Raw genomic sequence first — 13,294 nt, forward strand, 5'->3', positions numbered from 1 at the left:
CCTCGGGGAGCGGAGGGGTGTTCGCGGCTATCGCTCCTCGCACCTCGGGGAGCGGAGGGGTGTTCGCGGCTGTCGCTCCTCGCACCTCGGGGAGCGGAGGGGTGTTCGCGGCTGTCGCTCCTCGCACCTCGGGGAACGGAGGGGTGTTCGCGGCTGTCGCTCCTCGCACCTCAGGGAGCGGAGGGGTGCTCGCGGCTATCGCTTCTCGCACCTCAGGGCGAAGCCACTGCGCGGCAACGCCGACGACAACGGCCCGACCCGCAGGAGCGGATCGGGCCGTGGGGCAGGACTCGGGCTAGGGCGCGACGATGTCGTCGTCGTCGGAGGCGCCGAAGCTGGTGAACGCGGTGTGCTTGGGCAGGCGGTAGGCCTCGCGGCCCAGCACGGTGTTGAGGATGCGTGCGTTGCGGACCGCGCCGATGTCGAGGTTCGGGGCCGAGACGCCGTGTGCGTGCTCCTCGGCGTTGGCGACGAAGATCCGGTTGGTCAGGGGATCGTCGGTCTCGATCTCGTGGTTGGCGCCGATCACGAGGCGCCCCCGCGAATCGCGGTGCAACGCAGACTCGATCGGGGCGAGGAAGTCTGCCTTGCGCGCCTGATAGCCCGTGCTGGCGATGACCATGTCGGTGGTGTGGGCCAGCTCGGAACCGGTGTCGAGGTGCCGGCCGCGAACCCGCAACCTGCCGTCGGCGAGCGTGTCGAGACCCTCGACCTCGACCGAGATCCGCAGCTGCACCGGATTGAGCTTGTCCTGCAGCTGGCGCCGGTACAGCAGGTCGTGCAGCCGCTCGAGGGAATCGGTGGAGATGCCCTTGTGGAACTGCCAGTGCTGCGGGCGAACGCGGTCACGCGCGGCCTCGGGAAGGCTGTGGAAGTAGTCCATGTAGGCCGGTGTGGTCATCTCCAGCGACAGCTTCGTGAAGTCCAGCGGAGCGAACCACGGTGTGCGCGTCCACCATCGGACGGCGGGTCCCCCGCGCAGGTTGGCCTCGAGGAGATCGATGACGATCTCGGCGCCCGACTGACCCGAACCGATCACCGTCACGGTGTCGGCGGCGAGGGCCTTCTCCTGGTTGAACAGGTAGTCGGAGCTGTGGACCACCGCCGGCGAATCCGACGAGAGTGCCTGCGGGACGAAGGGTTCGGTCCCGATGCCGACCACCACGTGGCGTGCGATGACCGTCGAGGAGCCCGTCGGCGTGTGCATGGTCACCCGGAACGCATCGGCCTCGGCGTCCCATGTCACCTCGTCGACCGTGGTGCTCCATCTCAGCGAGTCGAGCCGGGACACACACCAGAGGAGGTACGCCTCGTACTCGATGCGGGTCGGGAAGAAGTCCTCGCGCACCAGGAACCGGTACATCCGGTCGATGTCGGCCATGTAGTTCAGGAACGACAGCGGATGGGTCGGGTCGACGAGCGTCACCAGGTCGGACAGAAAGCTCACCTGCAGGGTGGCGTCGTCGAACATCAGGCCCGGGTGCCAGCGGAACTCGTCACGCGAGTCGACGACGAGGAGATTTACGTCGTCGAGCGTCGAGGCCAGCGCGGCGAGACCCAGATTGAAAGGGCCGCAGCCGATCGCCAGTACGTCTACGTTCTCAACAGGAGTCATTCGGACACTCTCACCATTTCTTCACTGTGTGTTTCCGCGCCGGGCGCGGCGGTGCCTTCGGACTCCACCTCGAGGGCGACGCGCAGGAGCTCGTCGAACAATTCGTCGATGTCGCTCTCCGCGGTCTCCGGGTTGAGGAGGGTCAGCTTCAGGCAGGTCTGCGGCCCGTCCTCGCCCGGCACCCGAACCTGGGTACGGCCGATGAGGGCCTTGCCGTCGGCTATCAGCCGACGCCGCAGTTCGCCGTTGACCGTATCGAGATCGGTGCAGCGGTAGCGGAACACGACGGTGGTCAGCGTGACCGGCGCGATGAGTTCGAGCTGCAACTCGGTGGCGACTCGCTGCTCGGCGTACACCGCGAGATCGTTGCACCGGTCGAGCATCTCTCCCAGGGTGCGGCGCCCGTAGGCGAGCAGGGTCGTCGCGACCTTGAGAACATCGGGTCGTCGGGTCGTCTGCAAGGTCTGACCGAGGAGGCCGCTGTATCCGGCCTCCACGTCGTCGTCGGGGTTGAGGTAGGCCACCGACCGGTTCAGGGACACGAAGCGATCCGCGTCGGACAGGAGCATGAGGCTCGCGGCGGCCGGCTGCCAGCCGACCTTGTGCAGGTCCAGGGTGACCGAGTCGGCGCGCTCGACGCCGGTGAGCAGACCGGCGAGGCGATCGGAGAACAGCGAACCGAATCCGTAGGCGGCGTCGACGTGCAACCAGATCTCGTGACGCTCGGCGATGTCGGCGATCTCGCCGAGCGGGTCGACGGTGCCGAAGTCGGTGGTGCCCGCGGTGGCGACGATCGCCAGCGGGGTGGCCGCGCCGGACTCCCGGATCGCCGCCTCGAGGGCCTCCGGGATCATTCGGTGCTGCGAGTCGACCTCGACCGGGATCACCGCGGTCTCGCCCAGTCCCAGTGCCGCACACGCACGGTGGACCGAGAAGTGAGCCACACGCGAGCAGAAGACGACCGGACGCTGCAACGCCCCGACTCCGTCGTGACGCACGTCGACACCTCGGCGTGCGGCGGTGTGATCGCGCGCGATCATCAGCGCCAGCAGGTTCGAGATCGACCCGCCGGGGCTGAAGACACCGCCGGCATGTTCACCGAAACCGGCCAGACGCGCCAGGGACTGCACGGTCCACGTCTCGAGCGCGAGCGTGGCCGGACCCGAATCATAGGTGTCGAGTGAGGCATTGGTCGCCGATGCCAGCGCGTCGGCGGCGACCGCCACCGACAGGGGAGCGGGTTGCAGGTGCGCGGCGGCCATCGGGTGGGTGAGGTCGAGGCCGAACTCGGCCACCAGGCGAGCGAGTCGGGTCAGCGCCTCCGATTCGCCGATCCCGTTCTCCGGGATTCCGTGCGGACCGAGCAGTGCTGTCACCCCGCCCAGCACCGCGACGGGATCACCGCTGGGCAGCGGGGCGCCGTGGTGGTGGTCGCTGACCGCGGCGGCGATCTCGGCCAGGCCGCGTCCGACGTCGGCCCAACCGTCGCCGGGACGGGCGAATCGCGAGACACCCCAACTGGATCGGCGATCTTCGGACACTGGGTTCCCCCTTGTTGACTCTGGCGCTCGGTGGCGCGGCGGCACGCCGGTCATCCGGCGCTGCCCTTCTGCGGAGCGCGCTCGTCGAGGACCTCGAGGAGCGCGGAGACGGAGTGGTGCAACGACGTCGGGATCAGGTCGACGAGTGCGGTGAGTACCGCGGTGGCCCGGTCGGCCACCGCGTCGGGAACGATCCCCGGCTGATGATCCACCTCGACATGGGTGCTGTCGTCGTCGGCCTCGAAGGCGATGGAGAGCGGGTAGTTGGCGATCCCGTTGAAGACCGAGTGGCATGTGACCGGTGCGTCGGCTGGTTGCGGGATCCCGCGCAGGGGCGCGGGCCGGACCGAGGCCATGATCTCGATGACGGGGAATCGACCACCCTGCTGCCGCAACGCGGTGAGGATCGGCCCGAAATCGGTGCCGGAGTGTTCCATTGCCCGGTAGATCACCGAACCCGCATCGCGGAGGGCCTGTTCGACGGTGTCGTCGGGGTCGATGCGGAATCGCATCGGGATGATGTTGCCGCAGTAGCCGACATCCTGCGGTGACTGTGCCCGTCGCCGGTTGTCGGCCGGTACCACGAGAACGTGGTCGGCCGCGCCGGTCAGCGCGAACGCCGCCAGCGAGCACACCCCGATCAGCAATGCATTGGGTGTCGCCCCGACGATCTGGGCGACCCGCCCGAAAGCGGTCAGCGAGTCGGCCGCGACCGGGGCGGCGACCTTGATACCGTCGCGGTCGTCCATCGGCGACAGCCAGCTGTCGGCGGCGCTCTCCGTGGGCAGCTCACCCGTGAGCGGGTAGCGGACGTCCTCGGCGGCCCAGGTCGCGAGTGCATGTCTGACCGCGTTGTCCGTCGCGTCCGCCGCGGCAGTGGGATCGGTTGTCTCCGGGCGGGTTTCGGCGGTGATGTCCCCGGGCCAGGACCCCGACACCAGGGTGCCGAGGAGTAGCGGCCACGAGGTGTCGTCGACCGCCAGGTGGTGGACCACCAGGATCATCGTGACGTCTCCGTCCGACCCCGAGACGCGCAGCCGGAGTGGCACTTCCGAGCGAAGATCGAACGGGGTCCGCGTCAGGACGGTGGCCGCGGCATCGGTATCGGCACCGGTGCCGATGTCGCTCGCAGTCGTCTCCGAGAGTCCCCAGGTCCATACCGTTCCCGATGCGTCCCACGATCCCGAGCGCGACACGGCGCGTCGACTCGGTGTGCCCGCGTCGTCGGTCTCGACCACGGAGCTCAGCACCCGGAATCGCTCGACGAGCAGTTCGGCGGAGGCGACGACCGAACTCAGCGTCCGGCTCCCGCCGAACCCCAACACGAGTCCGATGTTGTGCGACACCGAGTCCGGGTCCAGCTCGTAGATCCGCCACATCCGACGCTCGGCGATCCCGAACTCGCCGAACGGTACGGCTGTGTCCGGTGCGTCGGCGGAGCGAGCGGGACTGATGTCACCCGCCTGCGCGATCCGACGGCGCAGCAGTGTGAGTCGCTCTTCGGTCAACGCGGGCATGGTTCCCTCTCGGTCGACGGGGCGGCGGACGGCGTCGACGCCGCTGCGGACATGGCGTGCAATGTGTCCCAGTCGCGCACGACCTCGACCAGTTGGCCCGCCGCCCACCGCGGCGCCTGGTCCTGGAAATGATCGGAACGGGGGTCGCCGCTCACGCCCAGCGGGACGATCCAGCGGCTCGCGTTCCGGTCGGCGAGGTCCCACACATAGCGGGCCGCGGCACCGGTGATGCACAGGTGCGTGCCGACCGCCGCGGCGTTGGCGAAGACGCTCTCGGCGTCGCCGGCCAGCGGGAGCGGCGTCGGACGCAGGGTCGCGAACAGGTCCGGATACTGCGGCGATGCGCCGACCAGGTCGAATCCGTGGATCGGTGCCAGCCGGTGGACGCTGCCCCAGGTGGGCGTGGCACCGAAGGTGGCGACCCGGGCCACCACGGCGTCGAGGGCGGCGACCGCCACGGCCTCGATGTCGATGCCGATCCCCGCCGTGTTGGCGACGACCGAGGTCAGTGCGGTGGCGAGGCGCGGTTCGGGAACGAACCACGGCTGGAACACCGCCGGAAAGCCGTGCGGCCCGCGCAGCTGGGCGAGGATGTCGGTGTTCGCCACACCGAGGACCAACTGGGTGCGGAACTCGGCGTACAGGTAGGCGTCGGTGCTCTCGGCCTCCATGGAGCGGTCCCAGGCGACCAGTCGCTGCCGGACCTTCTCGGCCTCGTCGCTGTCGGCTCGCACGCGAGACAGCAACTCCTGGACCACCTTCGCCTGCTCGAGCCGCACGTCGGAGTGGATGTCGGCACAGTCCGCCGGACTCACGGACGTGAGCTCGTCGAGCCGCACGGCGATGCGGTCGGCACGGAACGGTTCCACACACTCGCTCGTGAGCGGTTGCAGCGCGGGCACATCCGACATGCGCTGGTTGGCGGTGACGGTGATCGGGTTCCGAAGTGTCGCGTCGAAGTCGGGATCGCCGAGCGAACCCCGCTCGTATCCGCGCCACTGGTAGCGCTCGTCCCAGCCGGGTACCGGCAGCCAGTAGTTCTCGGGTGCGCGGACCGGCACCCGGCCGGCCACGTGGGTGGCGACGGTGCCGTCGGCATGGCCGATGACTGCCCGGTTGACCGGTTCGACCCAGTTGGCCAGCGCCGCTTCGACATCGGCGACCGTCCGCACGAAGAGCAGATCGAGCGGCGCGTCGAAGGTGACCTCCTCGGAGAGCAGCGGAGACCGCATGCTCATCGCGAACGCGTCCTCGGGACCGCCGAAGACGACGGCACCGTTCGGAGTGGTGATCACCTGCACCGCCACGGGTTCGGCGTCCCGGACCAGGATCGTCTCGGTGCTGACCCCGGCCGGCACCCGGTTCCCGCCCGGCACCTCGACCAGGAGCGTGCCGGCATCGTCGCGCGTCAACCGCTCGAGATACAGATCCTGATAGTCACCCATCGCGTTCGTGATGCCCCACGCGATGTCGTCGCCCTGGCAGAAGTGGGGGACCCCGGGAACGCCGGCAAAGGCGAAACCGGCCATGTCGAATGCGTCCGAAGGACCGGTCGAGGCGAGATGGAACTGCTGGTAGATGCCCGGAAGTTCGAGAAAGCGATGCGGGTCGCCGGCGACGATCGGCGCACCGGTCGCGCTGCGCTCCGCGGAGACTCCCCACGCGTTGCTGCCCGACATCGGGTCACCGAGGTCGACCGCGGGGGATGGCTCCTCCGGGGACGCCGGCCGGGTGATCGCCAGGATCTCGTCCAGGAATGCCTCGTCGGGCATCGCGGGCATCGTGGGATCGGTCTCCCGTGTCTCGAAGTCCCAGAATCGCAGGGCATCCAGACCGAGCGTGCGGCAGGCGTGCAGGCGGAACAGCTTGGTGGTGAACCGTCCGAACAGTACGTGGTGCATGATGAACACCGAGATCGGTGTCCACGGACGCCACGGTTGTGGCCGATGCGCTAGTGCCTCGAGTTCCGGTGCGGCAGCGGATGTGTCGGGGTCGTCGAGCGTGCTGTTCACCCCGGCGGCATAGGCGGCGACGAGATCGCGGGTTCGGGTCGACGATGCCTCGAAGATCCGTTTGGCCGCGGCGTCGAGCTGGGCTCGGCGGGCGAAGGTGTCCCACTCGATGCACGAGGCCCCGAAGACCTCGGCGGTGCGTCCCTCGGCGCGTAGCCGCATGAACTCGATCTGCCAGCGTCGGTCCTCGCCACATGCCCGGCCCTGACCGTACAGCGCGCCCGCCGGCGTCGTCGCGCGGACGTGCGGGATGCCGTGCCCGTCTCGCAGGATCTCCACGTCCGGGTGCCCGCTCGTGTGGGTTGCGGTCATGTCGGTCACCGGTCCCTGTGCGATGCAACCGGATTGGCGAGCCGGTGACCGGCGTCGATCAGTGAGGCATAGGAGTCCTCGATGTCGACCATGCGCTTGTTGTTGCGCAACTGCAGACCGTTCATGTGCACCGCTCCGAACTCCGGTGCGAACAGGTCCCAACGGGTGAGACGGTCCTCCAGTTCGGGATGGGCGGCCACGAACTCGCGCAGGCTCTCGCCGACAAGTGACCAGAACTCGTCGTCGTCGACGATGCCGTGTGTGTGCAGGACCTCGGCGAGCGGGCGCAGGAAGTCGTCGAAGACATCCGACAGGACACCCAGGTTGCGGATCTCGTCCGGCTCGGTGGTCCGGACACGGGCGCAGCTCTCGGGGAGTCCCTCCGCCTTCCCGAACACCGACACCTCCTCGCCGATGTCCTTCAGGATGGCGCGCACCGGAATGCCGTCGGCGAGAACCAGGATGAGGTTCTCACCGTGGGGGGAGAACTTCAGCTCGTACCGGTAGAGCAGGTAGGCGATGGGATGCAGATAGGTCCGCAGGTAGCGGCGGACCCACTCGGTCGCCGGGACTCCCGAACGTTCGATGAACGCGCCCACCAACGGCTCGCCCAGGTGATCGACGTGCAGCAGCGCGGCCATGGTCGACAGTTGCTCGTCGGCGGCGGTCAACGGCACCGGGCTCTGGCGCCACAGCGCCGACAGGATCTTGCGGTACTCCGATCCCGGCTGGGTGATCGGCGTGAAGGTCGGGCTGCGGTAACCGATCGCGGCGACCTCGAAGATCATCTCGAAACCGATCGCCGCGAGGTACTGGTCGTCGGCGACGAGTCTGCGGACCCAGTTGTTGATGAGCGGTGTCGTACGCATGTAGTCGGCCGACATCCCGCGTGTGAACCCCATGTTCACGATGGACAGCGCGACCTTGACGTAATTGCGGGTCGGCGTGGTGGCGTTGAACACCGTACGGATCGACTGCTGGGCCTGGTAGAGGTCAGGACTCGTCCCCACCTCGACGATGCGCCGGCCGGCGATGTCGGCGGAGTACAGCTTCTGTACCTTCTCGACCCACTGCCAGGGGTGGACCGGCAGGTACCGGTAATCCGCAGGGTCGCAACCGGCTTCGACGAGCGCGGCGTCGAAACCCGCCAGGGTCTCCGCGCCCAGCTCGTCGAGGAGCAACGCGTCGTAGTCGACATCGTCGACGGTGGCGACGTCACAGTCCTCGCGACGGGCGGCCAGCCAGACGAGGCGGAAGTGGTTGCCGACCTCGGGCGCATACCGCTCGATGTCCTCGGCACTGAATCCGAGACGGCCGGCGTTGGCGACGATGCACGGATGCCCCTCGGTCATCGTCGCCTCGATGGTCTGGAAGTCGGCGTGCGCGAGATCTGCTGCCGCGATGCGGCGTACGTCCGGACGCTCGGCGCTGATGGCCAGGGTGTTGATGAACTCCTCGAGGTACTCCGGCAGCGCCTGGGGTCCGATGCCCACCAACGGTGCGAGGTCGACGATCATGGCGACCGCGTCGATCGGGAGTTCGGCGCCGTCCTGTACACGACGCAACGACGACTCGTCGATCGCCCAGCTGTCCAGGGCGAGACGATCGGCGCGGAAGTGGTATTCGGTGTGGCCGTCGGCGGAGGATACGAGATAGCCGCCGTCTCCGGTCGCCACCGGATCGAGCGCCCGCTCGTGGGAGAACTCGGCGAGGATCTTCTTCGCGATCCTGGTGTGATACGTCTGGCGATGGCTTCGCGCACCCGACCCCCCGGCCGTGCGCACCGCGAACCCCTGCGTGGTCTCGATGTCCTGGAGAGTCAACGATCTACGCCCCCAGGTCCGTGACCTCGACCGGTCCGACAGACCTGCCGTTGTCGGTCACCGCGAGGAAATCGGCTCGGGTGCAGTAGCTCAGGTGCGCGGTCTTGTTCCCGACGGGGTAGTCCCCGTCGACCTGGAATCCCACGCTCGCGTTCAGGCGGTGCACGGCCTTGTTGCGGACGTCCGGCTCGACGACGACGCGGGCGGCGCCGACGTCGAGGATCGCGGTGCGCATGATGTGCAGCATCACCGCGCCGGTGAAGCCGGGAAGCGACTGTTCGGCGTGGGCGACCAGCAGATGCATGCCGATGTCGCCGTCGGCGGGCACGTAACCGCTGGCGGGGTCGGCGAGTTCACTGGTGGCCGGGTCGTAGAGCTCGAACAGGAACTGCGGGTGCCCGTCGTGGTAGCCCAGGCGCATGCCGTACGGCGTACCGGCCGTGGCCTGCGCCGAATCGCGAATCATCTTCTCCACGTCGGCGACCGAGCTGTCGAGCATGTCCCAGTACTTGGCCTTGGGATGGGTGAGCCATCCGTGGACGGTCGCGGCGTGCGACACGTCGTCGAGATCGACCGAGTTCAGGTCGTAGGTCGGTGCGGAGGAAATGGTCATGATGCCTTTGCTCTGGGAGATGGTCTGGCGTTGTGGGCGTCAGGTGTGCCGGATGCGGTCAACTGCTCGCGATCTCGGCCTCCACCTGTTCGTCGGTGAGGTGCATGACGTCGAGGAAGGTCTTCGCCACGAAGGCCGCCCGTTCCCCGTCGAGTTCGGTCAGACGCCTCGCGAGACCGGCGATGGTTCGCTCGGTGAAGATGTCGGCGACCGAGAGCCCGGGCGCGTCGAGCCACTGGCGCGAGAGCGCTACCACTCGGGTGGCCTGGACCGAATCGCCGCCCAGGGAGATGAAGTCCTCGGTGACACTCACCGGCGGGGTGGGCAGGACTTCGCCGAAGATCAGCGTGAGTGCCTCCTCGACGGGGCCGCGCGGCGCGACCGCCTCGATCGGGTCGTCGTCGGTACGGGTGCCCGCGGCGATGGCCTTGCGATCGTGTTTGCCGTTCGGCGTCAGCGGGAACCGGTCCAGAACCGTGATGGATCGCGGGACCATGTGCGGCGGAAGGGTTTCCGACAACCGGGCGCGGAGGTCGGCGTCGTCGTCGGTCGATCCGGCGGTGAGCACGACCGCGGCGCGGAGGTCGCGGCCGTCGGACCAGGCGACCGCCGAGCCCACACCGGACAGACCCAGGAGGCCGGCCTCGACCTCGCCGAGCTCGACACGGTAGCCACGGATCTTGACCATGTGGTCGGCGCGACCCAGGAAATCGAGGAAGCCACCGGGCAGGTAGCGCGCGAGATCGCCGGTGCGGTACCAGCGTTGGCCCTCGTGTTCGACGAATCGGTCGGCCGTGCGGTCCGGATCACCCCGGTACCCGTCGGCCACTCCGGCTCCGCCGATCCACAGTTCGCCGGGGACGAGGTCGGGACGATCGCGGCCGGCGTCGTCGACGACTCGGCAGCAGACGCCGCGCAACGGTATCCCATACGGCACGAACGCCATTCCCGCCGGGACGGCGTCCGATTCGCAGATCGTGGAGTGGATGGCCGTCTCGGTGGTGCCGCCGAGCCCCGCGACCCGGCAGTCGGGCAGTTGCGCGGCGACACGCTCGAGCAGTGACACGTCGACCTTGTCGCCGCCCATGATGACCATCCGCAGTGATGCGGGCAGGGGTGCGAGGTCCAGGAGCATGCCGAGGATGGACGGCACGCAGTTGAGGACACTCACCGAGTGCTGGGTGAGCAGTCGCGCCCAGTCGTCGACCTTGGTCTGCTCGTCGTCTCCCGGTACGACGACGGCGCCGCCGACGGCGAGCAGACCGAAGATGTCGAAGACGGAGAGGTCGAATTCCAGCGACGACACCTGCAGGCTGCGATCGTCGGCTCCGATGGCGAACCGGTCGACGAGGTCGGTGATGGTCGCGACCGCGGCGCGATGCGGAACCTGCACCCCCTTGGGCAGTCCGGTCGAGCCGGAGGTGAACAGGACGTAGGCGAGGTCGTCGGCGGTCACCGCGGCCGGCTCGATCGGCTCGGTGAGCCGGGCGTCGTCGAGCGCGAGTACGACGCTGTCGGTGGATGCCCAGCCGCCGGGGTCGGTGGTGAGGACCGCGGCCGGCGTGGCCACGTCGACGATCCGCTCGCGTCGCGCCCGGGGCTGCGTGGGGGCGATCGGGACGTAGGCTGCGCCGGCGGCGAGAACTCCGAGTCCTGCGACGACCTGATCCCCGCCCTTCGGCAGATGGACGACGACCGTGTCGCCCGGCCCGACGCCGGCCGCGACGAGTGCTGCCGCGACGCGTCGTGCCTCGTCGGCCAGTTCGGCGTGGGTCCACGAACGTGCGTCGGACACGACAGCCGGTGCGTCGCCCCGTTCGGCGGCCTGGGTGAAGAAGGTGCCGTGCAGGGTGCCGTCAAAGGTGTCGGTGACCGGCAGCGGGTTCTCCACCGAAAGTCGCTGGGCGCGAACCTCGGCGGTGATCGGGTCCGGTGCGCGCACATCCCATTCGCCGTCGACGAGCAGCCCGAGGAGACGGACGTAGTGGTCGAACATCGAACGTGCGGTGGCGAGTTCGAGGTCGGAGGCCCGGACGTCCCAGTTGAGGAGGAGGCCGCCGGCCACCTCGGTCACCTGGGCGTCGAGGAGGACCTGCGGACCCTGCGAGACGATCCAGGACGGATCGCCCAGCACGTCGGTCGCCTGCTGCGAGAACAGGTCGCCCAGTCCCAATGCGCTGGTGAACACGATCGGCGAGACGACCGGCTCGCCGCGGTGGCGGCTCAACTCGCGCAGCACGTCCAGTCCGCTCATAGAACCGTGGGCGGCGGCCTCGTGCATCGACGACCGCATCGACCGCGCTCGCTCGGCGAGCGTGGCCGGCTCGCTCAGGTCGACGCCCACGAGGATCGACGAGGTGAAGTCGCCGACCACCTGCTCGACGTCCGGATGGATCTGGGGGCGGTCGAACAAGGGCACGGTGAGCAGGAATCGCGATGTGGCCGAATGCGTTCCGACGGACTCGGCGAACACCGCGGCGACGGCGGCCGCGGGCGTGACCCCGCGACGGTGCGCGTGCTCCTCGAGCCGCTTCCAGTCCGAGGCGGACACGGAATGATGGAGGCGGACACTGTGCGGCTCGACCTCGCCCCGCGCCGCGCGTTCGTCGAGCGGGAGCTCGGGCGGCCCGGGCAGCGTGGGAATGCGTTCGCGCCACCACGTCACGTCGTCGTCGAGGGTCTCGCGGGAGGTGCGGTCCGCGGTGATCGTCGCGAAGGTGACCCCGAGCTCGGGCAGCGTCTCGCCGCGGTACAGGCGAGCGAGGTCGTCGACGAGGACGCGGTAGCTCATCGCGTCCGCGGCGATCATGTCCACGTCGAGGTGGACACGGGTCGAATTGCCCGGCAGGAGACTCAGTTCGGCGCGGATGACCGCCCCTTCGTCGACCGGTAGCGTGCGGTGTGTTCCGTCGGTGCGCTTCGCCGCCAGGATCTGTTCGACCATCTCCGTCGAGTGGTTTCGGAGGTCGTGCACGGCAATGGCTTCGGGGTGCGCCGGCCCGATCTCCTGGGTGCCGTCGGGGTGCACGCGGACACGCAGCATCGGGTGGCGTTCCATCAGCGCGGACATGGCCGAGGCAAAGCGTTCGGGGTCGACGTCGGAACCGTCGAATTCGATGTACAGGTGGGCGGCGACGTTGCCGAAGGCGTGGCTGTCCGATCGCCCGATCCAGTAGGCGTGCTGCATCGGAGCGAGCGGGAAGGGGCCCGCGGTCGCTTCGGGCAGCGGCGGCGCCGTGTCGTCGGCGGCCGGCGTCGGGGCGCCGCCCAGAAGTTCTGCCCAGGCGGTGATGGTGGGTTGTGCGGCCAGGCGGGCGAAGTCGATGTCGATGCCGCGTTTGCGCCAGGTGCCGGCCAGTCGCATCATCCGCAGTGAATCGAGTCCCTGGGCGATGAGATCCTGCTCCGGGTCGATCGACTCGGGAGACACACCCAGCGCGGCGCCCACCTCGCCGCGGATGTCGGGTGCCGTGGCCGCGTCGGACGCGGACGGGCGGTCACCGGATGTGGTCGTGTCGCCGGTGCGATCAGCCGATGCGCCCAGAAGTTCTGTCCAGGCGGTGATGGTCGGTTGTGCGGCCAGGCGGGCGAAGTCGATGTCGATGCCGCGTTTGCGCCAGGTTCCGGCCAGTCGCATCATCCGCAGTGAATCGAGTCCCTGGGCGATGAGATCCTGCTCCGGGTCGATCGACTCGGGCGTCAGGCCGAGGGCCTGGGCCACCTCGGCGACGACGTCGGCCGCGGTGGTGAGGTCCGTGGTCTGGGAATTCGTGGCCATCAGCCGGCGTGCCTCTCGCAGTTCGGTGACATGGTTACTCAGGCTGGGGGAACCCGCATTTAGGGTAGGTTATACTAACTAAC

The 13,294-nt window shown here is 68.8% G+C and carries 7 protein-coding genes; all 7 read right to left on the reverse strand.

The genetic code is table 11. The features are described from left to right. Positions 1-295 precede the first annotated feature (295 nt). From AC3B6C_RS10550 to AC3B6C_RS10580, 7 genes are read right to left on the reverse strand one after another with little or no spacing between them, the layout of a single operon-like run. The gene (locus AC3B6C_RS10550) at positions 296-1,615 is read right to left on the reverse strand and encodes a lysine N(6)-hydroxylase/L-ornithine N(5)-oxygenase family protein (RefSeq protein ID WP_488375946.1); all 1,320 of its coding nucleotides are present in this window, start codon (positions 1,613-1,615) and stop codon (positions 296-298) included. After that, positions 1,612-3,156 (reverse strand): pyridoxal phosphate-dependent decarboxylase family protein, encoded by a 1,545-nt coding sequence (locus AC3B6C_RS10555; protein ID WP_488375947.1) that lies wholly within the window; start codon positions 3,154-3,156, stop codon positions 1,612-1,614. Before AC3B6C_RS10555 ends, AC3B6C_RS10550 begins: the two co-directional genes overlap by 4 nt. Positions 3,157-3,206: 50 nt before the next feature. Next, complete coding sequence (locus AC3B6C_RS10560; RefSeq protein ID WP_488375948.1) at positions 3,207-4,673, reverse strand: condensation domain-containing protein; 1,467 nt, start codon at positions 4,671-4,673, stop codon at positions 3,207-3,209. After that, a complete protein-coding gene (locus AC3B6C_RS10565; RefSeq protein ID WP_488375949.1) occupies positions 4,661-6,997 on the reverse strand; it encodes a penicillin acylase family protein in 2,337 nt (778 codons plus the stop codon). The genes AC3B6C_RS10560 and AC3B6C_RS10565 overlap by 13 nt, the downstream gene beginning before the upstream one ends. A 5-nt stretch (positions 6,998-7,002) precedes the next feature. Further along, a complete protein-coding gene (locus AC3B6C_RS10570; RefSeq protein ID WP_488375951.1) occupies positions 7,003-8,820 on the reverse strand; it encodes an IucA/IucC family protein in 1,818 nt (605 codons plus the stop codon). Positions 8,821-8,824: 4 nt separating this feature from the next. Then, positions 8,825-9,433 carry a GNAT family N-acetyltransferase gene (locus AC3B6C_RS10575; RefSeq protein WP_488375952.1) on the reverse strand — a complete coding sequence of 203 codons (609 nt, stop codon included), beginning with the start codon at positions 9,431-9,433 and terminating at the stop codon, positions 8,825-8,827. Positions 9,434-9,491: 58 nt separating this feature from the next. After that, entirely contained in the window at positions 9,492-13,211 is a 3,720-nt protein-coding gene (locus AC3B6C_RS10580; RefSeq protein ID WP_488375954.1) for a non-ribosomal peptide synthetase, read from the reverse strand. Positions 13,212-13,294: the final 83 nt, after the last annotated feature.

Source organism: Gordonia sp. 11cp, from assembly GCF_057767225.1.

Excerpts from the sequence above, each read along its gene's own strand:
- AC3B6C_RS10550 (WP_488375946.1), bottom strand. The coding sequence starts at position 1,615 with ATGACTCCTGTTGAGAACGTAGACGTACTGGCGATCGGCTGCGGCCCT.
- AC3B6C_RS10560 (WP_488375948.1), bottom strand. The coding sequence starts at position 4,673 with ATGCCCGCGTTGACCGAAGAGCGACTCACACTGCTGCGCCGTCGGATC.
- AC3B6C_RS10565 (WP_488375949.1), bottom strand. The coding sequence starts at position 6,997 with ATGACCGCAACCCACACGAGCGGGCACCCGGACGTGGAGATCCTGCGA.
- AC3B6C_RS10575 (WP_488375952.1), bottom strand. The coding sequence starts at position 9,433 with ATGACCATTTCCTCCGCACCGACCTACGACCTGAACTCGGTCGATCTC.
- AC3B6C_RS10580 (WP_488375954.1), bottom strand. The coding sequence starts at position 13,211 with ATGGCCACGAATTCCCAGACCACGGACCTCACCACCGCGGCCGACGTC.